The organism is Mesorhizobium sp. WSM4306 (assembly GCF_007003975.1).
GTDB lineage: Bacteria > Pseudomonadota > Alphaproteobacteria > Rhizobiales > Rhizobiaceae > Mesorhizobium.
On the sequence record NZ_VFTC01000014.1, the window covers coordinates 88,911 to 109,041 of the forward strand.

21 protein-coding genes are annotated in these 20,131 nt (G+C 63.4%); 12 read left to right on the plus strand and 9 right to left on the minus strand.

Annotated features, from left to right (window positions below):
- The first annotated feature begins 87 nt into the window (after positions 1-87).
- Entirely contained in the window at positions 88-411 is a 324-nt protein-coding gene (locus FJV77_RS17870; protein ID WP_142868085.1) for a TfoX/Sxy family protein, read from the plus strand.
- A 204-nt stretch (positions 412-615) separates the two neighbouring features.
- Here the strand turns inward: FJV77_RS17870 and FJV77_RS17880 are convergent, their stop codons facing one another.
- Both FJV77_RS17880 and FJV77_RS17885 read right to left on the minus strand, forming a co-directional pair.
- Complete coding sequence (locus FJV77_RS17880; RefSeq protein WP_142868086.1) at positions 616-1,533, minus strand: pseudouridine-5'-phosphate glycosidase; 918 nt, start codon at positions 1,531-1,533, stop codon at positions 616-618.
- A gap of 70 nt (positions 1,534-1,603) precedes the next feature.
- Positions 1,604-2,548 (minus strand): carbohydrate kinase family protein, encoded by a 945-nt coding sequence (locus tag FJV77_RS17885; protein WP_142868087.1) that lies wholly within the window; start codon positions 2,546-2,548, stop codon positions 1,604-1,606.
- 263 nt (positions 2,549-2,811) lie between these two features.
- Between FJV77_RS17885 and recA the strand changes: the two genes are divergently transcribed.
- The 4 genes from recA (at position 2,812) to FJV77_RS17905 (ending at position 8,652) form a co-directional block, all read left to right on the plus strand.
- On the plus strand, positions 2,812-3,912 hold the full coding sequence (recA, locus tag FJV77_RS17890; RefSeq protein WP_112561417.1) for a recombinase RecA: 1,101 nt from the start codon (positions 2,812-2,814) through the stop codon (positions 3,910-3,912).
- Positions 3,913-4,185: 273 nt separating this feature from the next.
- Positions 4,186-6,852, plus strand: coding sequence for an alanine--tRNA ligase (alaS, locus tag FJV77_RS17895; protein ID WP_142868088.1), 2,667 nt, complete (start codon positions 4,186-4,188; stop codon positions 6,850-6,852).
- A 10-nt stretch (positions 6,853-6,862) separates the two neighbouring features.
- Positions 6,863-8,176: an SDR family oxidoreductase gene (locus FJV77_RS17900; protein ID WP_142868089.1), complete on the plus strand. Its 1,314-nt coding sequence runs from the start codon at positions 6,863-6,865 to the stop codon at positions 8,174-8,176.
- Entirely contained in the window at positions 8,173-8,652 is a 480-nt protein-coding gene (locus FJV77_RS17905) for a DUF2269 domain-containing protein (RefSeq protein WP_142868090.1), read from the plus strand. Before FJV77_RS17900 ends, FJV77_RS17905 begins: the two co-directional genes overlap by 4 nt.
- A gap of 10 nt (positions 8,653-8,662) precedes the next feature.
- Here FJV77_RS17905 and FJV77_RS17910 read toward each other — a convergent pair whose 3' ends face one another.
- The 3 genes from FJV77_RS17910 to FJV77_RS17920 form a co-directional block, all read right to left on the minus strand.
- Positions 8,663-9,244, minus strand: a complete 582-nt coding sequence (locus FJV77_RS17910; protein WP_142868091.1) for a demethoxyubiquinone hydroxylase family protein — start codon at positions 9,242-9,244, stop codon at positions 8,663-8,665.
- A 15-nt stretch (positions 9,245-9,259) separates the two neighbouring features.
- Positions 9,260-9,874: a glutathione S-transferase family protein gene (locus tag FJV77_RS17915; protein WP_142868092.1), complete on the minus strand. Its 615-nt coding sequence runs from the start codon at positions 9,872-9,874 to the stop codon at positions 9,260-9,262.
- 74 nt (positions 9,875-9,948) lie between these two features.
- Positions 9,949-11,160: an NADP-dependent isocitrate dehydrogenase gene (locus tag FJV77_RS17920; protein ID WP_142868093.1), complete on the minus strand. Its 1,212-nt coding sequence runs from the start codon at positions 11,158-11,160 to the stop codon at positions 9,949-9,951.
- Positions 11,161-11,380: 220 nt separating this feature from the next.
- Here FJV77_RS17920 and FJV77_RS17925 point away from each other — a divergent pair, with 220 nt between their 5' ends.
- From FJV77_RS17925 to murI, 3 genes are all read left to right on the plus strand, one after another.
- On the plus strand, positions 11,381-12,229 hold the full coding sequence (locus tag FJV77_RS17925; RefSeq protein ID WP_142868094.1) for an RNA methyltransferase: 849 nt from the start codon (positions 11,381-11,383) through the stop codon (positions 12,227-12,229).
- 43 nt (positions 12,230-12,272) lie between these two features.
- On the plus strand, positions 12,273-12,914 hold the full coding sequence (locus tag FJV77_RS17930) for a hypothetical protein (protein WP_142868095.1): 642 nt from the start codon (positions 12,273-12,275) through the stop codon (positions 12,912-12,914).
- Between the two features lie 150 nt (positions 12,915-13,064).
- On the plus strand, positions 13,065-13,865 hold the full coding sequence (gene murI / locus FJV77_RS17935; RefSeq protein ID WP_142868096.1) for a glutamate racemase: 801 nt from the start codon (positions 13,065-13,067) through the stop codon (positions 13,863-13,865).
- Here the strand turns inward: murI and FJV77_RS17940 are convergent.
- Positions 13,862-15,244 carry an RNB domain-containing ribonuclease gene (locus tag FJV77_RS17940; RefSeq protein WP_142868097.1) on the minus strand — a complete coding sequence of 461 codons (1,383 nt, stop codon included), beginning with the start codon at positions 15,242-15,244 and terminating at the stop codon, positions 13,862-13,864. The two genes, murI and FJV77_RS17940, sit on opposite strands and share 4 nt — an antisense overlap.
- 161 nt (positions 15,245-15,405) lie before the next feature.
- Here FJV77_RS17940 and FJV77_RS17945 point away from each other — a divergent pair, with 161 nt between their 5' ends.
- Entirely contained in the window at positions 15,406-15,594 is a 189-nt protein-coding gene (locus FJV77_RS17945) for a DUF3008 family protein (RefSeq protein WP_142868098.1), read from the plus strand.
- A gap of 76 nt (positions 15,595-15,670) precedes the next feature.
- Here the strand turns inward: FJV77_RS17945 and FJV77_RS17950 are convergent, their stop codons facing one another.
- Both FJV77_RS17950 and FJV77_RS17955 read right to left on the minus strand, forming a co-directional pair.
- The gene (locus FJV77_RS17950) at positions 15,671-15,829 is read right to left on the minus strand and encodes a hypothetical protein (RefSeq protein WP_246691297.1); all 159 of its coding nucleotides are present in this window, start codon (positions 15,827-15,829) and stop codon (positions 15,671-15,673) included.
- A gap of 67 nt (positions 15,830-15,896) precedes the next feature.
- Entirely contained in the window at positions 15,897-16,268 is a 372-nt protein-coding gene (locus FJV77_RS17955) for a hypothetical protein (protein ID WP_142868100.1), read from the minus strand.
- Here FJV77_RS17955 and rpsD point away from each other — a divergent pair.
- The 3 genes from rpsD to FJV77_RS17970 all read left to right on the plus strand — a co-directional run bounded on the left by rpsD (position 16,261) and on the right by FJV77_RS17970 (position 18,714).
- Entirely contained in the window at positions 16,261-16,878 is a 618-nt protein-coding gene (gene rpsD, locus FJV77_RS17960; protein ID WP_013895883.1) for a 30S ribosomal protein S4, read from the plus strand. The genes FJV77_RS17955 and rpsD overlap by 8 nt on opposite strands.
- A gap of 125 nt (positions 16,879-17,003) precedes the next feature.
- A complete protein-coding gene (gene ttcA / locus FJV77_RS17965; RefSeq protein ID WP_142868101.1) occupies positions 17,004-17,897 on the plus strand; it encodes a tRNA 2-thiocytidine(32) synthetase TtcA in 894 nt (297 codons plus the stop codon).
- On the plus strand, positions 17,887-18,714 hold the full coding sequence (locus FJV77_RS17970; protein ID WP_142868102.1) for an inositol monophosphatase family protein: 828 nt from the start codon (positions 17,887-17,889) through the stop codon (positions 18,712-18,714). Before ttcA ends, FJV77_RS17970 begins: the two co-directional genes overlap by 11 nt.
- A 55-nt stretch (positions 18,715-18,769) precedes the next feature.
- Here FJV77_RS17970 and FJV77_RS17975 read toward each other — a convergent pair whose 3' ends face one another.
- A complete protein-coding gene (locus FJV77_RS17975; protein ID WP_185970369.1) occupies positions 18,770-19,993 on the minus strand; it encodes a multidrug effflux MFS transporter in 1,224 nt (407 codons plus the stop codon).
- Positions 19,994-20,131 lie beyond the last annotated feature (138 nt).

The following is a 20,131-nucleotide window of genomic DNA, read 5'->3' on the forward strand; positions in this document are numbered from 1 at the left end:
CAATACTCCGGTGAACTGGCTTCAACTTGTCAGCATGGTTTTGGTTGCGGCGATGACAAGGCAAGATCGCGATGACATGATTGCGGCATGGACAATGAGCGCATTGCCGAACTGTTCGAAGGCCTCGGCCCGGTTAGTATCCGAAAGCTGTTCGGCGGCAAGGGCATCTATTTCGACGGCGTCATCGTCGCCATCGTGCTCCGCGGCGAATTGCTGCTCAAGGCCGACGAACAAAGTGCGCCGGAATTCGAAGCCGCCGGCTGCAAGCAATGGACCTACACCGGCACGCGCCACGGCAAACTGGTTGCGATGCCGTATTGGAGTATTCCGGACGATGCGTTCGACGATCCGGATGAGATGAGGGTGTGGGCACGCCGGGCGTATGAGGCTGGGCGAAGGGCGGGGAAGTAGCGGAAACGCCGAGTTCCTTCACACCCCCCTCTGGCCTGCCGGCCATCTCCCCCGCAAGGGGAGAGATTGGATGTCATCAACGCTTTCGCCAATCTTCAACGTCGAAGAAAGCAGGCGAGGGTGAAACTGCCGATCTCCCCCCTTGCGGGGGAGATGTCCGGCAGGACAGAGGGGGGTGCTGTCCCGCCGGCGTAGAAGACAGCCCTACAGCGCCTTCGCAATCCTCGCCGCCAGCCGCGCATTGTTTTCGACCAGCGCAATATTCGTCTTCAAACTCCGGCCGCCGGTCAGTTCAAGGATTTTGCCCAACAGGAACGGCGTCACCGCTTTCCCCGTCACATTCTGCACTTCGGCCGCCTTCTGCGCGGCCTCGATATAGCCGGCCATCTCGTCGGCCGGGATTTCGTCGTCCTCCGGCACCGGGTTGGCGATCAGCATGCCGCCGCCCAGGCCCAGCGCAGCGCGGGTCTTGTAGAAATGCGCGATCTCTTCGGGCTTGTGCAGCGTCAGCGGGGCGCGGAAGCGCGACTGGCGCGACCAGAAAGCGGGCATGGTTTCGCAGCCATGGCCGATCACCGGCACGCCGCGCGTCTCCAGCACTTCCAGCGTCTTTTCGATGTCGAGGATCGCCTTGGCGCCGGCCGAGACGACGATGACCGGTGTGCGCGCCAGTTCGTCGAGGTCGGCGGAGATGTCGAAACTCTTTTCCGCGCCCTTGTGGACGCCGCCAATGCCGCCGGTGGCGAACACATTTATGCCGACCATGTCAGCCGCGATCATGGTGGCGGCGACCGTGGTGCCGCCGGTGCGGCCTTCAGCGACCGCAAAGCCGAGATCGGCGCGCGACAGCTTCATGGCGTCGCCGGTCATGGCCAGCGACTCGCGCTCGCCGTCCGACAGGCCGATCTTGATGCGCCCGGCGACTACGGCGATCGTCGCTGGCACCGCGCCATTGTCCAGAATGATCTTTTCGACATTGGCCGCCATGGCGCCATTGTCGGGGTAGGGCATGCCATGGGTGATGATGGTGCTTTCCAGGGCCACCACGGGGCGACCGGCGGCGAGCGCCTCGGCCACCGGCGGGTGGATGTCGATGAAGGGGCGGGCGCTTTGCGGTGTCATGACGGTCTCCGGTCCGAAGTGCTGCGCATCCCCCTGGACGGCGCGCTCCGGCGATGGCAATTCGCCGCCCTCATGCCATTTCCTGCGCGTCCGGCACAAGAGCCAGCGCCTCTTTGAAGGTCGCGGTCGTAAAAGCCGGCACGGCGTCCGCACTTTCAATGGCGAGCGTCGCCGCAGCCACGCCCTCGCGCAATGCCTGGCGCAGGGGCAGGCCGCGCAGCAACGCAGCGATGGTAGCACCGGCCAGCGCATCACCGGCGCCGGTGACGTCGGCGACCTTTCTGGGTGTCGGCGGCAGGATGGAAAAGGCACCGGCTTCGTCGAAACCCAGCACCGGGCCTTCGCCTGCCGTCACCACGCCACTCCTGAGGCCGCTGCAGCGCAAACCGTCGACAGTCTCGCGCTCGCTGGCATTCGCGCCGACGCCGGCCAGCACCATGGCCTCGCGCCGGTTCATGAAGACCTGCGCGAGCCCTTTCAACACGGGTATCAGTCGCACGACCTTGGCCGGCGAGATGGCGATGGCGAACACCGGCTTGCCGGCGGCGAGCCCCACCAGCCGCTCCAGGGCCGTTGCCGGCAGATTGGCGTCGCACAGCACCGCGTCGGCCTCGGCGATCACCTCGCGCACCTTGGAGCGGCGGATCTGCTTGGGGAAGGCGAGATCGTAAAGCGCCATATCGGCAAAGCCGGTGATCAGCTCGCCTTCGCGGTCGATCAGCGCGGTGTAGCTTGGCGTTGTGCGGTCGAGGAACACCGCCGACAGGTCGGCAATGCCGGCCTCAATGATGGCGCGCGCAACCGTCTCGCCCGCTGCATCGCCGCCGCGCATCGACATCAGCGAGGCCGAGACGCCGCGCCGAACGAGGCTGCGCAGCGCGTTGAAGACGCCGCCGCCGACATCTTCGCGCATGGTACCGGGGTTGGAGGCGGCGGGCACGTAAGCACCGGACACCTGGCCGCGCCGGTCGATATGGGCGCCGCCCACCGCCAGGATTTTTGCAGATTTCACCATGCCGGCGATATGACCTTTGTTATTCGAGCCGCACAAGCGCTAGGTTGTGCGCCAGCGATTCGGCGGAGCCAAACTGCCGGAGCGCTTGGCCCAATACGGGATGCGTGCGAAAACCAAACCATGAGACAAAAAAAGAACAAATCCGGATAAAGATTGATTTTCAGATATTTGACCCCTCTTGCCAAACGAGAACAAAAAAGGTACAAACTGGGCAGGGATTACGGATTGTCCGGCCTTAATTGACGACCAAGGGGTGATGTATCATGGCTCAGAATTCTTTGCGGCTTGTAGAGGACAAAGCGGTGGACAAATCAAAGGCTCTGGACGCGGCGCTGTCCCAAATCGAGCGCGCCTTCGGCAAGGGCTCGATCATGCGGCTCGGTGCCAATGAGCAGGTCGTCGAGATCGAAACTGTGCCGACGGGATCGCTTGGCCTCGACATCGCGCTTGGCGTCGGCGGCCTGCCGCGCGGCCGCATCGTCGAGATCTACGGGCCGGAAAGCTCGGGCAAGACGACGCTGGCGCTGCACACGGTGGCGGAAGCCCAGAAGAAGGGCGGCATCTGCGCCTTCGTCGATGCAGAGCACGCGCTCGACCCGGTCTATGCCCGCAAGCTCGGCGTCGACCTGGAAAACCTTTTGATCTCGCAGCCCGACACCGGTGAGCAAGCGCTCGAGATATGTGACACGCTGGTACGCTCCGGCGCCATCGACGTTCTGGTGGTCGATTCGGTGGCGGCGCTGACGCCGCGCGCTGAAATCGAAGGCGAGATGGGCGATTCGCTGCCCGGCCTGCAGGCTCGTCTGATGAGCCAGGCGCTGCGCAAGCTGACCGCCTCGATCTCGCGCTCCAACACCATGGTCATCTTCATCAACCAGATCCGCATGAAGATCGGCGTCATGTTCGGCTCGCCCGAAACCACCACCGGCGGCAATGCGCTGAAATTCTACGCTTCGGTTCGCCTCGACATCCGCCGCATCGGCTCGGTCAAGGACCGCGACGAGGTCGTCGGCAACCAGACCCGCGTCAAGGTGGTCAAGAACAAGCTGGCGCCGCCCTTCAAGGTGGTCGAGTTCGACATCATGTATGGCGAGGGCGTCTCCAAGACCGGCGAGCTGGTCGACCTCGGCGTCAAGGCCGGCGTGGTCGAAAAGTCAGGCGCCTGGTTCTCCTACAATTCGCAGCGTCTCGGCCAAGGCCGCGAGAACGCAAAGCTGTTCCTGCGCGATAATCCCGACACGGCGCGCGAGATCGAACTGGCGCTGCGGCAGAATGCCGGGCTGATCGCCGAGAAGTTCCTCGAAAATGGCGGCCCTGAGCGCGGCGAAGACGACGGCTTCGAGGAAGAATCCGGCGCCATGTAGGGCAATGGTCAGAGTTCGGCCATAAATCCGGTCTATTATCTGATGCTTATGTAACCGAGTTCTTTAGTATCGCGTTCCAAACCGCCGGCCTTCGAGCCGGCGGTTTTCGTTTTTGGGCAAGCGTGAAGGCAGCCTGGCAGCTGCTGGATTGGCCCAATTCCGTGTTTCTGGACAGGGTGAAGCGTGCCCGCTAAAAGGCCAAGTCGATCTTCTAAAAAGCAGAGACCAGTTTCCGCCGGCCGTGCCGGCGGTTTTCGCGAAAAGGCAGCAGTGATGAGTGGCGTGAACGAGATCCGGTCGACATTCCTCGACTATTTCCGCAAGGAGGGCCACGAGGTCGTGGCCTCGAGCCCGCTGGTGCCGCGCAACGACCCGACGCTGATGTTCACCAATGCCGGCATGGTGCAGTTCAAGAACGTCTTCACCGGTCTCGAGAAGCGCTCCTATTCGCGCGCCACGACCGCGCAGAAAAGCGTGCGCGCCGGCGGCAAGCACAATGACCTCGACAATGTCGGCTACACCGCGCGCCACCTGACCTTCTTCGAGATGCTCGGCAACTTCTCCTTCGGCGACTATTTCAAGGAGCGCGCCATCGAGTTGGCCTGGAACCTGATCACCAAGGAGTTCGGGCTGAACAAGGACAAGCTGCTGGTCACCGTCTATCACACCGATGACGAGGCGGCCGGCTTCTGGAAGAAGATTGCCGGCTTCTCCGACGACCGCATTATCCGCATCCCGACCTCGGACAATTTCTGGGCAATGGGCGACACCGGACCGTGCGGTCCGTGCTCGGAGATTTTCATCGACCGCGGCGAGCACATCTGGGGCGGTCCTCCCGGCAGCCCGGAAGAGGATGGCGACCGCTTCCTCGAATTCTGGAACCTGGTGTTCATGCAGTATGAGCAGGTCACCAAGGAAGAGCGCATCGACCTGCCGCGGCCGTCGATCGATACCGGCATGGGCCTGGAGCGGATGGCCTCCATCCTGCAAGGGGTGGAAAGCGTTTTTGAGACCGATCTGTTCCGTCATCTGATCGATGCGGCGTCGTCCGCGCTCGGACAGGGGCCTGACAAAGAGACGGTCGCCTCCTTCCGCGTCATCGCCGATCATCTGCGCTCGTCCTCCTTCCTGGTCGCCGATGGCGTGCTGCCGTCGAATGAAGGCCGTGGCTATGTGCTGCGCCGCATCATGCGCCGCGCCATGCGCCATGCGCAGCTGCTCGGCGCCAAAGAGCCATTGATGTGGAAGCTGGTGCCGGCGCTGGTGCGCGAGATGGGCCAGGCCTATCCCGAACTGCTGCGCGGCGAACAGTTGATTACCGAAACGCTGAAGCTTGAGGAGACGCGCTTTCGCAAGACACTGGTGCGCGGCCTCGGCCTGCTCTCGGAAGCGACGGAAACGCTGCACGCCGGCGACATGCTGGACGGCGAGACCGCTTTCAAGCTCTACGACACCTATGGCTTCCCGCTCGATTTGACGCAGGACGCGCTGCGCCAGCGCAGCATCTCGGTCGACCTTGCCGGCTTCACTCATGCGATGGAGCAGCAGAAGGCCGAAGCGCGCAAGCATTGGACCGGGTCCGGCGAGGCCGCCACCGAAACGGTGTGGTTTTCGGTGCGCGAACAGACCGGGGCCACCGAATTCCTCGGCTACGAGACTGAAGCTGCGGAAGGCCTCATCCAGGCGCTGGTCAAGAACGGCGAGACCGTCGACAGCGCCGGCAAGGGCGATGCGGTGGCGGTGGTCGTCAACCAGACGCCGTTCTATGGCGAATCCGGCGGCCAGATGGGCGACACCGGCGTGATCTCCGGCGAAGGTTTCTCGATCGAAATCTCCGATACGCAGAAAAAGGCTGACGGCCTGTTCGTGCATCTGGGCAAGGTGGCGAGCGGCACGGTCAAGACCGGTGCCGCCGTCGAGCTGAAGGTTGATCATGCGCGCCGCACCAGGCTGCGCGCCAACCATTCCGCGACGCATCTGATCCACGAGGCGCTGCGCGAAGTGCTGGGCACCCATGTCGCGCAGAAAGGCTCGCTGGTCGCGCCAGAGCGGCTGCGTTTCGACATCTCGCACAACAAGCCGATCTCGGCTGAGGAGCTCGAAGAGGTCGAGCGCATGGCCAACGAAATCGTCGTCCAGAACAGCCCGGTGACGACGCGGCTGATGTCGGTCGATGACGCCATTGCCGAAGGCGCCATGGCGCTGTTCGGCGAGAAATACGGCGACGAGGTGCGCGTCGTGTCGATGGGCACCGGCCTGCATGGCGCCAAGGCCAACCGGCCCTATTCGGTCGAACTCTGCGGCGGCACCCATGTGCGGGCGACCGGCGATATCGGCCTGGTCCGTGTCGTCTCCGACAGCGCGGTCGCCGCCGGCGTGCGCCGCATCGAGGCGCTGACGGGCGAAGCCGCGCGCAAACATCTCGACGAGCAGGACAGGCGTCTGAAGGCCGTCGCCTCGACATTGAAGATTTCTCCCGCCGACGTGCCGGCTCGCGTCGAGACGCTGCTCGAGGAACGCAAGAAGCTTGAGAAGGAACTGAGCGAAGCGCGCAAGAAACTGGCGCTCGGCGGCGGTGCCGCGGCCGGCGGGCCCTCAGAGAACGAGACCGTCGCCGGTGTCGGCTTCCTCGGCAAAGCGGTTTCCGGCGTGTCGCCTAAGGATCTGAAGCCGCTGGCCGATGCGGGAAAAACCTCGCTCGGCTCGGGCGTGGTGGTCTTTGTCGGCGCCGGTGAGGACAACAAGGCAAGCGTCGTCGTCGCCGTCACCGACGACCTCGTCGGCCGCTTCAGCGCCGTCGACCTGGTGCGCGTCGCCTCGGCCGCATTGGGCGGGCAGGGCGGAGGCGGGCGGCCCGACATGGCGCAAGCCGGCGGCCCGGATGCCTCGAAGGCCAATGATGCGATCGCCGCGGTGAGGGCAGCGCTGGAGGCAGCCTGAAAGCCAGCCTATGCCCGATAGTCCCGGCAAGAAGGTGCTCGTCCTCGGCGGCTACGGACTGATCGGCGAAGCCGTCGTCGGCCGCCTCGTCGGCGACGGGAATCAGGTCACGGGCCTTGGCCGCGATATCAGCGAAGCCGCGCGGCGATGGCCGGCGCCGCGCTGGATCGCCGCCGACATGTCGAAACTGCTCGCCGCTGAAGATTGGCTGCCGCTGGTTGCCGGCATGGATGCGGTGGTCAATGCGGCGGGTGCCTTGCAGGACGGCCCGCGCGACCGCCTCGACGCCATCCATCGCGGCGCGGTCGTGGCACTGGTCGCGGCCTGCGAACAGGCCGGGGTGCCCCGCTTCGTGCAGATCTCCGCCATCGGTGCCGATCCCGCCTCATCAGATGTCTTCTTCAGTACCAAAGGTGAAGGCGACAAGGCCGTCGCAGGTTCTTCGCTGGAATGGACCATCCTGCGCCCGGGGCTGGTGATCGCACCCGCCGCCTATGGCGGGACGGCACTTTTGCGCGCGCTTGCCGCCTTTCCTGGCTTCGTACCTGCCGTCATGCCGCGCCAGCCGATCCAGACCGTGGCCGTCACCGATGTTGCCGAGGCGGTGTCGCGCGTGGTCACCGGATCTCTACCGTCGCGTCTTTCCATCGATCTCGTCGAGACCGAGGCGCGGTCTCTCGCCGACGTGCTGGTGGCCTTCCGGGCATGGCTTGGCCTGCCGCCGGCCCGCGTGGTGCCGATGCCGACCTTTCTCGGCCGGATCGCGGCTTCTGTTGCCGATGGCCTCGGCCTGCTAGGCTGGCGTTCGCCTCTGCGCAGCGCAGCCGTCGCCGCGCTGGCCCGCGGCGTGACCGGCAATGCCAGGTTTTGGAACGAGATTTCCGATCAAAAACTGCAGCCGCTGGAGGCAACTCTCGCCGCCATGCCGGCCCATGTCCAGGAGCGCTGGTTCGCTCGGCTCTGGTTGCTGAAACCGGTCGTATTCGGGGTGCTGTCGCTGTTCTGGCTGGTGTCCGGAATTGTCGGCTTTGTTAGGCACGACGCGGCCGCCGATGTTGTGGTCTCGCATGGCCTGTCGCCGGCGCTCGCGCTCTGGATGGTCCTTGCCGGGAGCGTTGCCGACATTCTCGTCGGAGCCGCTGTTCTCGTGCGGTCCTTCGCGCGCATCGCACTGATGGGGATGATTGCCATCACCTTGGCCTATCTTGGCGCAGCAACCGCGCTTGCTCCCGATCTGTGGCTCGATCCTCTGGGGGCAATGGTCAAGGCCATACCTGCGCTTTGCCTTGCCCTGGTGGCGCTGGCGATATTGGACGAGCGATGAGCCCCTGGGTCGACCTCCTTCGCTGGGCGCATATCATCGGCGCCACGGTTCTGTTCGGCACCGGCGCCGGCATCGCCTTCTTCATGCTGATGGCGCAGCGCACCGGCCGCGCCGAACTCGTCGCCCATGTCGCCGGCACCGTCGTCATCGCCGACACGATTTTCACCGCGACCGCCGTCATCGTGCAGCCCATCACCGGCGTGCTGCTGGCGCAAGCCATCGGCTGGCCGCTCTCCGAAGGCTGGATCGTGCTGTCCCTGCTGCTTTACGTCGTGACCGGCCTGTTCTGGCTGCCGGTGGTCTGGATCCAGATCCGCATCCGCAACCTGGCGCGGCAGGCGGCTAGTGAAAACGCGCCGCTGCCCCCTGAGGAAAAGCGCCTGTTTCGCATCTGGTTTGCGTGCGGCTTTCCGGCGTTCGCCGCTGTGCTTGCCATTCTCTGGTTGATGGTGACAAGGCCGGCAATCGGCCTTTAGGCTACGCCGCCTAGCCCTGCCTTGCCGCCTTCAGCGCGCGCGTCATTCTGCTGGAGTCGCCCCATGTGGACAGCCAGATCAGCACGTCGGTGGCGACCGAAATCAGCGACCGCAGAATGTTCAGCGCCGGGCCGGGTGATTTCAACTGCTCTTCGGCGTGATGGAGATGCGCGAGCTCTTCCTCGCGGATTGTCAGGATGATGCCGCGCAGGTCGCGGTCGCGGTCGGCCAGAAAGAAAAGCTGATCGTCCAGATGGCGGTGAACTGTCGCTTCGACCGCCGCTGTGCAGGCCCAGATGCCTTGCGGGCCGAGCAGGGCGGTCACAAATCCCAGCAGCCAGCCGCCCCAGCTCCAGAATTGCATCACCCGGCACGGTCGCGACTGCCGCGCCGGCATGGCGGTGCGGAACGCGGCGCAATGCGTGCGTTCGTGCCCGAGCATCTCCGACAAGGATGGCACGCAATCCGGCCAGAAGCGTTTGGCGACAAGAATCTGGGCCGAATAGATCCTGATCGCACCGAACTCACCGGCGTGGTTGACCCTGACTATTCTGGCGACCGTGAGCGCGTCCTGGCGAGAAACGTCAGCCATGGGCGCCCAGCCTTCTCAACCGGCCGCCAGGCTCGGACGCTTTGCAATTCGGTCCCACCAGGCCTGCATGTCGGCAAATTCAGCGAGCAGCTTCTGCCCCTCGGGAACCTTGAGGAAATACGCGATGATGGACGCCGCGTGCAGATCGGCCAGCGTCAGCTGATCGCCGAGCAGCCACGGCCCGGAAGGTTTGAGTGCTGTGAGCACCCTGAGCACCGTTTCGGCCAGCCGCAGTCCGTTGGCGATCAGCGCCTCGTCTGGCGCTGCGCTCTCCAGCCGCTCGACGGCGACATCCCAGACCATCGATCTGTAGGCATAGGCGTCGAGCATGCCGATGATCTGGTTCATCCGCGCGCGGCCGTGCGGGTCTTTCGGCTGCAGCGCCGGGCCGTCGAAGGCCTCATCGACATAGCGGGCGATCGCGCTGGTTTCGAACAGGCGAAAGCCGTCGTGCTCAAAGGCCGGGATGCGGCCGAACGGGTGATGCTCGAAATACCAGGTGGGAATGCCCTCCGCAGCGAAGACATCGACCGGCACAAGCTCGTAGTCGATGCCCTTTTCCGCCAGCACGAGGCGGACGATGCGCACATAGACGCTGTAATCAGCGCCGTAGAGGGTCGGCTTGGTCATCGCTCAGCCCTTCGCTCCTGCTCGCATTGCTCGTCCAAAAAGCGAAGGCTCCTCTCGGAGCCTTCGTTGTCGGCTTATGCCATCGCTTTCTGCAGATTCTCGTCGATCTTGTCGAGGAAGCCGGTGGTCGAAAGCCATGGCTGGTCGGGGCCGATCAGCAACGACAAATCCTTGGTCATGAAGCCGCTCTCGACCGTCTGGATGCAGACCTTTTCCAACGTGTCGGCAAAGCGCTTCAATTCGGCATTGTCGTCGAGCTTGGCGCGGTGGGCGAGCCCGCGCGTCCAGGCGAAGATCGAGGCGATCGAATTGGTCGAGGTTTCCTCGCCCTTCTGATGCTGGCGATAGTGGCGGGTAACGGTGCCGTGCGCGGCTTCCGCTTCCACCGTCTTGCCATCCGGCGTCATCAGCACCGAGGTCATCAGGCCGAGCGAACCAAAGCCTTGCGCCACCGTGTCGGATTGCACGTCGCCGTCATAGTTCTTGCAGGCCCAGACATAGCCGCCCGACCATTTCAGGGCGGAGGCCACCATGTCATCGATCAGGCGGTGCTCATACCAAAGCTTCTTCGCCTTGAACTCGGCCTCGAACTCCTGCTCGTAGACCTCCTGGAAGATGTCCTTGAAGCGGCCGTCATAGGCTTTGAGGATAGTGTTCTTGGTCGAGAGGTAGACCGGATAGTTGCGCAGCAGGCCGTAATTCAGCGAGGCGCGGGCGAATTCGCGGATAGACTCGTCGAGATTGTACATCGCCATGGCGACGCCGGCGCCGGGCGCATCGAACACGTCATGCTCGATCACCTTGCCGTCCTCGCCGACGAATTTGATCGTCAGCTTGCCCTTGCCGGGGAAGCGGAAATCGGTGGCGCGGTACTGGTCGCCGAAGGCGTGGCGGCCAACGATGATCGGCTTGGTCCAGCCGGGCACCAGTCGGGGCACGTTCTTCATGATGATCGGCTCGCGGAAGATGGTGCCGCCCAAAATGTTGCGGATGGTGCCGTTCGGCGACTTCCACATCTTCTTCAGCTTGAATTCCTCGACGCGCTGCTCGTCGGGAGTGATCGTCGCGCATTTCACGCCGACGCCCCATTTCTTGATGGCGTTGGCCGAATCGATCGTCACCTGATCATTGGTGGCGTCGCGATGCTCGACGCCGAGGTCGTAATATTCGAGCTTCAGGTCGAGATAAGGGTGGATCAGCTTGTCCTTGATGAACTGCCAGATGATGCGGGTCATCTCGTCGCCGTCGAGTTCGACGACCGGGTTCGCCACCTTGATCTTCGCCATGGAAAGAATGCCTCGCTTATGGGGAACAAAACGGCCTTGCCCGCAGGGCTTTCGACCGGGGATGCCGAGCGTATATCAAAGCCTATTTGGCCACGCAAACGCCGATCGGCGCTGAACGGGCCGTCCGTGCTGCGACCCGGTGTTTTGCAAACGCTTCATTTTGGCGGCCGGATGTGGCAGGGAACGCTGAAAATGCCGCAAACAGCAGTTCATTGAGATCATGTCCGCCGCGCAACCTCCTGAAAACGTCTCCGCCGCCGGCCCGGCGATCATTCTCGTCGAGCCGCAGCTCGGCGAGAATATCGGCATGGTCGCGCGCGCCATGGCCAATTTCGGCCTTGCTGAACTCCGGCTCGTCAATCCGCGCGACGGCTGGCCGAGCGAGAAGGCGCGCGCCGCGGCGAGCCGCGCCGACCATGTCATCGACGCCGTGACTGTATTCGATGATCTGGCGTCCGCGGTCGCCGATCTCAATTTCGTCTTCGCCACCACGGCGCGCGAGCGCGACGGGTTCAAGCCGGTGCGCGGTCCGGTCGAGGCGGGCAGGGCGCTGAGGGCGCGTCAGATAGCTGGCCAGCGCACCGGGATCCTGTTCGGACGCGAGCGGTTCGGCCTCTACAATGACGAGGTCGGGCTCGCCGACGAGATCGTCACTTTTCCGGTTGATCCCGGCTTTTCGTCGCTGAACATCGCCCAGGCCGTGCTGTTGATGTCCTATGAATGGATGAAGTCAGGCCTGGAGGATGAGACGACGACCAATTTCTCCAGCCCGGAAATGAAGCCGGCGAGCAAGGAAGAATTGCACGGCCTGTTTGCCTATCTCGAAGGCGCGCTCGAAGCGCGCGGCTATTTCCGCCCGGCGCCGAAGAAGCCGAAGATGGTCGACAACCTGCGCGCTGTCCTGACACGCGCCGGGTTTGCCGAGCCGGAACTGAAGGTGCTGCGCGGCATCATATCGTCGCTGGACCGGTTTTCGCCCGCGATGCCGCGCGGCGACGGTTCGCCGGGAGACGATCCGAGACGGCTTCCGGCCGCCGCGCGAAACCGGAAGACAGACCAAGAAGGTTAAGATCAGTAAGCTTCGAACGTCCGGCGTAACCGAATATTATCTGGTGCTGATCTATCGTTGTGAAAACAGTGGGTCGCACATGTTCACCTCCAATATCGGACGCATGCGCTTCTTCTTCTATTCCCTTGGGGTCGCTTTCCTCGAGGCCATGGTTGCTATGGTGTGCATTGTGGGGACGATGGGCTTTGAGGGCTTCGTCAACTCCGCGCCTGGTCCGTCGCGGCAAGGGATGGCCGGCGCGGTCCTCGTCGTTTCGCTGCTGGCCGTGGTCATGCGTGGCAATATTGCCTGGCGGCGCAGCCGCGACGCCAACGGCAAAGGCTGGATCTTGTGGTCCTACACCGTATTCTGCGCCATCTACGCCTTTCTGCAGGCAGGCACACTGCTGGTCATCGATTTCAACAATCCGGAAAGTACGCCCAGTGGTTTGAACCTGCTTGCGCTGTCGATCTTCGGCCTGTGGTGCACGATCCTGGTGGCGAAGCCGGTGGCGGGCAGCAATATCGATGAGCTGACATCGGTTTTCGATTTCGAGGGCGCTGTTCCGTCGGCCGGCGGCCGGATGGCCACCACCAGCACTGCGCCATCCACTGCTCGCGTCGCCGCACCGGCCACACGCGCGGTGCCGTCTGTCCAACCGATGGGCCGGCCAAAGCCCGCCGGCTTCGGCAAGCGTGGGCTGTAGAGCAATCGGAAAGCGGTCTTCGCCGGCTTTTTGCGCAAAACTTGACCGAATTCGCCACTTCAAGACCATGATCGTTGCGGATAGAACGGCATCGGCCACATCACCGGCCAGCCCTTCTGATCTCCAGCCCCTTTCCATGGTCCGACATCAATGAGCGATCGATCAAGCCACCGCCCGATCCTGATGTTCGATTCCGGCGTCGGCGGATTGACGGTGCTGCGCGAAGGCCGCGTGCTGATGCCAGACCGGCGCTTCGTCTACGTCGCCGATGACAAGGCCTTTCCTTATGGCGCATGGGAAGAGCCGGCGCTGAAGGCTCACATACTCGATCTCTTCGCCAAGCTGCTCGACCGTTTTCAGCCGGCGATTTCGGTCATCGCCTGCAACACCGCCTCGACGCTGGTGATCGATGCGTTGCGCGAAACATTCCCCGGCCATCCCTTTGTCGGCACCGTGCCGGCAATCAAGCCAGCGGCCGAGCGCACCCGCTCCGGGCTGGTCTCGGTGCTGGCAACGCCGGGCACGGTGAAGCGCCAGTACACGCGCGACCTGATCGGCAAATGGGCGCAGAAATGCCATGTACGCCTGGTCGGCAGCAACAATCTGGCGGGACTGGCCGAGGCCTACATGCGCGAGGGCTTTGTGGACGAAGAGGCCGTGCGCGCCGAGATCGCACCGTGCTTCGTCCAGCATGACGATTTGCGCACCGATATCGTCGTGCTCGCCTGCACGCACTACCCATTTCTGGCCAACCGAATGCGCAAGACCGCACCCTGGCCGGTCGACTGGATCGACCCGGCCGAGGCGATTGCCCGCCGCGCGCTGTCGCTGCTTCCCGCAGTCGACGGGCCGTTACCGCAAAGCGAGCCCGATATCGCTGTCTTTACCTCGGGAAAGCCGGATTTCGCCATCAGCCGGCTGATGCAGGGGTTTGGATTGAGTGCGCGTTAGGCTGGTTCGAAGACAATAAGGCGTTGATCCGGATCGGCCGAAACAAGCCTTAACGTCAGGCCGTCGCCTTGGCCGAACCCCGAGGCCTTCACATTCGCAACGACAGGCATGTCCGAGAGCTGTACGCGCATACGCTGGTCGGCGACGTCGGTGACGACGGCCTTGAACATTTCACCCTGGCGTCCCTTCAGCATCACCGCCTCGGCAAGGTCGATGGCCGCGTGGTTGATCTGCGAGGCGCGGGCATCCGCGCGTCCCATCACCGTGGGCAGTCTGGCAAACGCCTCGGTGACGGCCTGCGACACCGGCTGGCCGTTGGCAATTGCCAGCACGCAGCGCACGACGTAGCGGTCTGCCAGCCGCCTCAGCGGCGCGGTGGCATGGGCATAGGTCGCAGCCATCGCTTCGTGCCACGGGACGACGCCTTCCTCATAGAGTTGGTAGGATGCGCCGGAGCCGGCACGGCGGATTTCCAGCATCAGCGCTGCCTGTTGCCTGTTGCTGGGATCGAGGGTTCGCTGATAGTCGCGCAGACTGGTCGAAGCCGCCCAGGACAGGCCGAGAGCCTGTGCCGCGCTGCGCAGTCTTTGCACCTTGGAAGCATCCGGCGGCGCCATCACCCGGAACAGCCCGGTCCGGTGCGCCAGCATGGCGTCGGCAATCGCCATGTTGGCAGCCAGCGAAAGCGCGGCGTTGTCTTGTTCGGATTGCAGCAGCGGTCTGAACGAAAGCTGGAATGTGCCATCGGCAAGCTGTTCCACCTCCTGCTCGGGCGGGTCGACGCGGGAAGCGCCACGGCGCTCTTCATTTGCCGCCATGCGCCGCGCAATTTCGGCAAAGCCGGTCGGAACGTCGGCGGCCCGTACGCTGTCATAAGCGAGCTTGGCGCGGCTCTGAATGATTGCGCGCTCCGCGCCATCCAGCTTTACCGCGCCGTCCCTGGCGATCCGAACCGTGAAGACAACGGCCGGACGCGGCCCGCTGGGCAACAGGCTCGCCGCACCCTCGGCGATCACCTGGGGATAAAGCCCGGCCTTACCATCCGGCAAATACAGGGTCTCGCCCCGCGCCCAGGCTTCGAGATCCACCGCGTCGCCGTCCTCGACGAACCAAGCCACGTCGGCAATGGCATAGTGCAACAGAAAGTCGCTGCCGCTCGCCTCGATCGAAAAAGCCTGATCGAGATCGGTGGAAGTTGCCGGATCGAGTGTCACGAAAGGCATCGCCGTTCGGTCGGCATGCTGGCTGGGCACCCGTCTGGCGGCCCTCTGTGCCAGGGCTATCACGTTGGGCGGAAACCCGTCCGGCACATGGAACTCGGTGCGGATTTTTGAAAGGCCGTCAGCGAGTGCCTGCGAGGGATCGGTCAACGATTTCATGGCGCCGTCCTACACTGGCGTTTCGGACACGGGAAGGCCGATTTGCCGGCAGGCGGGCCGGCCTTGGGGAGACACGCGCGCTGACCGGGAGTTGGCCGCCAGAGCTGGAACTCTCGCCCAAGCGCAACGTTTCTTCTTCTGGCAGCAAAGGAGGAACCGATATGCCTGCAAAATCACAAGCCCAGCAAAAGGCCGCCGGGGCCGCGCTTTCGGCCAAACGCGGCGAAATCAAGAAAGGCGAACTCATAGGCGCTGCACGCGAAATGTATGAATCGATGAGCGAAAAGCAGCTTGAGGAATTCGCCGAGACCAAGCGCAAGGGGCTGCCCGAGAAGAAATCGGCGGACTGAGACCCGGATATTGTGCCGTCAAAACAAAAGCCCGCGGCCGAGACCGCGGGCTCTTCACTTCAGGCCGAAGCCGAAACTACCAGCGCCACCAGCAGCGCTTCACCTTGTAGCGGATGACCTTCTTGTGGCCGTGCCGCCAGACGACCTTCTTCGTCACCACGATGCGGCAGACCTGATAGTGTCTGTGACCGTGCCAATGCCTGGCCATCGCCGGCTCTGGGACGGCAATCGACATCGATCCTGCCAGGACGGCTGCACTTACCAACGAAAGGAAGAATCTTTCCATACGACTTCTGGCTCCTCTAGCTCCAGTCCCTTCCTAATGCCGTTGGCAACGACCCCGCCACATCCGGCACCGCACTTAACACCAGAAAAGCTATATGGTTGCCGCAGCCGGCGCCAGCCGCGAGCTTGACACCGGTTAAATCTCCGTTTAACGAGCCCACCAACACCGGGCCGCAATGCTCGGTGGTTTCTTTTGCATGGCAAGCCCGGGAAATCAGGTTTATCGTTTCCTTGGTCTTGTCCAGACTGACGTGTCCCGTGGGTTTTCCATCGCATTGCGTGGAAGACCCTGTCAGGTCTCGAAAACGGAGGCCAGAGGAGGGCGCGTTTCCTTCACCCGGACCATGAGGTTCCGGGTGGTTTGTTTTGAAAGGGAATGCGATGAGCAAGCGCGAATCCGCGAAGTACAAGATCGACCGCCGTCTCGGCGAAAACATCTGGGGCCGCCCGAAGTCCCCGGTCAACAAGCGTGAATACGGCCCCGGCCAGCACGGCCAGCGCCGCAAGGGCAAGCTTTCCGACTTCGGCCTGCAGCTGCGCGCCAAGCAGAAGCTGAAGGGTCACTATGGCGACGTTTCGGAAAAGCAGTTCCGCAAGGTCTATGAAGAGGCTGACCGCCGCAAGGGCGACACCTCGGAGAACCTGATCGGCCTGCTCGAGTCGCGTCTGGATGCGGTCGTCTACCGCGCCAAGTTCGTGCCGACCATCTTCGCCGCCCGCCAGTTCGTCAACCACGGCCACGTCAACGTCAACGGCAAGCGCGTCAACATCGGCTCGTACCGCTGCAAGCCGGGCGACGTCGTCGAAGTGCGTGAAAAGTCGAAGCAGCTGGTCATCGTTCTGGAATCGGTCGGTCTCGCCGAGCGCGACGTGCCGGACTACATCGAAGCCGATCACAACAAGATGGTAGCAACCTTCTCGCGCATCCCCGGCCTCGCGGACGTTCCGTTCGCCGTGCAGATGGAACCGAACCTGGTCGTCGAATTCTACTCGCGCTGATCGGCTCTTTGCCGCAGATATCGAAGGCCGCCTTTCGAGGCGGCCTTTTTCTTTGGGCGTCGCGCTTTGCGATTTTCGAGCCAATGCGCTAATCCGGGCGCAACAGGGATTTGGGCCGACGCGCCATGAACATGCTGCCAAACGCCGATTTGCTTGAACCGGCCGCCGATGCCGAAGGCGGTCTCCATCCGCTGTTCGCCGACGTGCCGTCCTCGGTCGAGTTCAACAAACTGCGCAAGCGGCTGTTGCGGCTGACCCGCCAGGCGATCGAGGATTTCGCCATGGTCAGGCCAGGCGACCGCTGGCTGGTGGCGCTGTCCGGCGGCAAGGATTCCTACGGACTGCTCGCCGTGCTGCTCGATCTCAAATGGCGCGGTCTGCTGCCGGTCGAGCTGCTCGCCTGCAATCTCGACCAGGGTCAGCCGAATTTCCCGAAGCATATTTTGCCGGATTATCTCGACGCACACGCCATTTCCCATCGCATCGAGTACCAGGACACCTATTCGGTGGTCACCGACAAATTGCCCCAGGGCAGCACCTATTGTTCGCTGTGCTCGCGGCTGCGGCGCGGCCATCTCTACCGCATTGCGCGCGAAGAGGGCTGTTCGGCGCTGGTGCTCGGCCACCATCGCGAGGACATTCTTGAAACCTTCTTCATGAACCTGTTCCATGGCGGCCGCCTTGCGGCCATGCCGCCAAAACTGCTCAACGACGACGGCGACGTCATGGTGCTGCGGCCGTTGAGCTATTGCGCCGAGGCGGATCTGGAAAAATTCGCCGGCGCGATGAAATTCCCGATCATTCCCTGCGATCTCTGCGGCAGCCAGGAAGGCCTGCAGCGCAATGCCACGAAGGCAATGCTCGACGACATGGAAAAGCGCATGCCGGGCCGCAAGGACACGATGCTGCGCGCGCTGTCCAACACCAGGCCTTCGCATCTGCTCGACCGCAAACTGTTCGATTTCACTGCCCTCAACGGCAGCCTCACCGCGGGACAAGACATTTCCGATGATATTTGACGACCGTGCGATCGACTGGCTGGCCGAACTTCTCGCCGACGCAGCCAGGGCCGAAATCATGCCGCGCTTTCGCCGGCTGGGCGAGGGAGACGTACGCCAGAAGACTTCGGCCGCCGATCTGGTGACCGAGGCCGACGTCAACGCGGAGCGGCTGATCACGGCGAGGCTGCGCGAGCGCTACCCCCAGGCAATGATTGTCGGCGAGGAGGCCTGTTCCGACAATCCGGCACTGCTCCAGGGGCTCGGCGATGCCGATCTCGCCTTCGTCGTCGACCCGGTCGACGGCACCTTCAACTTCGCCTCCGGCGTGCCGCTGTTCGGCGTCATGCTGAGCGTCGTGGTCAAGGGCGAGACAGTTGCCGGCATCATCCATGATCCCGTGGGCAAGGACTGGCTGATCGGCGCCAAGGGCGCCGGCAGCCATATCCGCCATGCGCACGGCACGCTGGAGAAGGTGCATGTCGCCGATGCCGTGCCGGTCTCGCAGATGACCGGTTCGGTTTCCTGGCAATATCTGGCGGAACCGCAGCGCTCGCTTCTGGCCCGCAACCAGACCAAGACTCTGTCGCAGTTCGGCTATCGCTGCGCGGCGCATGAATACCGGCTGCTCGCCAGCGGCCATGCGCATTTCGTCGTCTACAACAAGCTGATGCCGTGGGACCATCTGGTCGGCGTGTTGATCCATGCCGAGGCCGGTGGCTATACCGCGCGCATCGACGGCAGCGCCTATTTGCCGTCGCATGTCGATGGCGGCATCCTGGTCGCGCCCGACAGGGAAAGCTGGCAGGAGTTGCGCCGCGAACTCTGGGCTGAGTAGGACCAATTCCTGCTCAGGCGTTTACGTCGCCAGGCGTCCGGCCTCCAGACCAAAATTAATGCAGGTCGGTGACGTGCCCTGAAATGGGCGGGTTGTGCGGCTGGAACATCTTGCCGCGCTCGGCGATCAGGATCATCAGCAGGGCCGCGACCGAGACGCTGCAGAAGCCGGCCGCCAGCGGCGTCACCGTGCCGTTGAAGGCCTGGCCGATCAGCGTGCCGAGAATGCCGCCGAGAAACGTCTGCATGAAACCCAGGATCGACGACGCGGTGCCGGCCAGTTGCCCGAGTGGCTCCATCGCAAGCGCGTTGAAATTGGCGCCCAACGCGCCGAACGGGATCATTGCGCTGGCGAAGAAGGTGATGAACAGCCAGAGCGGCATGTTCATCTCCAGCGAAACGGTGAGCCAGGCAAGGCTGATCACCAGGAACAGCAGCAGTGCGCTCTGCGACAGACGGCGCATGCCAATGCGGCCGACCAGGCGCGAGTTGAGGTAATTCGAAAAAGCAAGAACGCCGGCGACACCGGCGAAGATGACCGGAAACATCTCGCCAACATGAAAAATGTCGACATAGATCTGCTGCGCCGAGGCAATGAAGCCGAACATGGCGGCGAAAATGAAGGTGCTGGCAAAGGCGTAGCAAAGCGCAATGCGGTTGGTGAGCACGATGCGGAAACCGCCGAGGACGGATGATACTGTCAACGGCCGGCGATATTCCGGGTGCAGCGTTTCCGGCAGCCGCAACAGCGACCAGGCCGACACGACCAGCGCTCCGACCGCCATGGTGACGAAGATCCAGTGCCAGCTCGCGAACAGCATGATGAACTGGCCGATCCCCGGAGCAATCACCGGGATGGCCATGAACACCATGAAGATCAGCGACATTACCTCAGCCATGCGCCGGCCGTCGAACGTGTCGCGCACGATCGAGACAGCAATGACGCGCGTGGCCGCGGCACCGATGCCTTGCACAAGCCGGCACAGCAGCAGGATGGGGAATGACGGGGCGATGGCGGCAGCCGCCGCCGCCACGACGTAGATCGCCAGCCCGACGACCAGCGGCGCGCGACGCCCGAACCGGTCCGAGATCGGTCCGAAGAAAAGCTGTCCGCCGCCGAAGCCCAAGATGTAGGCGGTGATCACATATTGGCGGTGGTTTTCATTTTCGACGCCGAGCGTGGCGCCGATCTGCTGCAGCGCCGGCAGCATGATGTCGATGGCCAGCGAGTTCAACGCCATCAGCGCCGCGCACAGCGCGATGAATTCCCAGCGCGGAATAGGCAAGTTGCTTGCCTGTTTCGGCGCTTGTGACTGCTGGTCCACGGCGAGTCCGATCTTCAAAACGAATATGCGCCGGCATGCCGGCGCATCGATTCGTCCTCACCCGAAAGGGGAGGTAACATTTTGCCGGGGCGG

Excerpts from the sequence above, each read along its gene's own strand:
- FJV77_RS17870 (WP_142868085.1), top strand. The coding sequence starts at position 88 with ATGGACAATGAGCGCATTGCCGAACTGTTCGAAGGCCTCGGCCCGGTT.
- FJV77_RS17880 (WP_142868086.1), bottom strand. The coding sequence starts at position 1,533 with ATGACACCGCAAAGCGCCCGCCCCTTCATCGACATCCACCCGCCGGTG.
- FJV77_RS17885 (WP_142868087.1), bottom strand. The coding sequence starts at position 2,548 with ATGGTGAAATCTGCAAAAATCCTGGCGGTGGGCGGCGCCCATATCGAC.
- recA (WP_112561417.1), top strand. The coding sequence starts at position 2,812 with ATGGCTCAGAATTCTTTGCGGCTTGTAGAGGACAAAGCGGTGGACAAA.
- alaS (WP_142868088.1), top strand. The coding sequence starts at position 4,186 with ATGAGTGGCGTGAACGAGATCCGGTCGACATTCCTCGACTATTTCCGC.
- FJV77_RS17900 (WP_142868089.1), top strand. The coding sequence starts at position 6,863 with ATGCCCGATAGTCCCGGCAAGAAGGTGCTCGTCCTCGGCGGCTACGGA.
- FJV77_RS17905 (WP_142868090.1), top strand. The coding sequence starts at position 8,173 with ATGAGCCCCTGGGTCGACCTCCTTCGCTGGGCGCATATCATCGGCGCC.
- FJV77_RS17910 (WP_142868091.1), bottom strand. The coding sequence starts at position 9,244 with ATGGCTGACGTTTCTCGCCAGGACGCGCTCACGGTCGCCAGAATAGTC.
- FJV77_RS17915 (WP_142868092.1), bottom strand. The coding sequence starts at position 9,874 with ATGACCAAGCCGACCCTCTACGGCGCTGATTACAGCGTCTATGTGCGC.
- FJV77_RS17920 (WP_142868093.1), bottom strand. The coding sequence starts at position 11,160 with ATGGCGAAGATCAAGGTGGCGAACCCGGTCGTCGAACTCGACGGCGAC.
- FJV77_RS17925 (WP_142868094.1), top strand. The coding sequence starts at position 11,381 with ATGTCCGCCGCGCAACCTCCTGAAAACGTCTCCGCCGCCGGCCCGGCG.
- murI (WP_142868096.1), top strand. The coding sequence starts at position 13,065 with ATGAGCGATCGATCAAGCCACCGCCCGATCCTGATGTTCGATTCCGGC.
- FJV77_RS17940 (WP_142868097.1), bottom strand. The coding sequence starts at position 15,244 with ATGAAATCGTTGACCGATCCCTCGCAGGCACTCGCTGACGGCCTTTCA.
- FJV77_RS17945 (WP_142868098.1), top strand. The coding sequence starts at position 15,406 with ATGCCTGCAAAATCACAAGCCCAGCAAAAGGCCGCCGGGGCCGCGCTT.
- FJV77_RS17950 (WP_246691297.1), bottom strand. The coding sequence starts at position 15,829 with ATGTCGATTGCCGTCCCAGAGCCGGCGATGGCCAGGCATTGGCACGGT.
- rpsD (WP_013895883.1), top strand. The coding sequence starts at position 16,261 with ATGAGCAAGCGCGAATCCGCGAAGTACAAGATCGACCGCCGTCTCGGC.
- ttcA (WP_142868101.1), top strand. The coding sequence starts at position 17,004 with ATGAACATGCTGCCAAACGCCGATTTGCTTGAACCGGCCGCCGATGCC.
- FJV77_RS17970 (WP_142868102.1), top strand. The coding sequence starts at position 17,887 with ATGATATTTGACGACCGTGCGATCGACTGGCTGGCCGAACTTCTCGCC.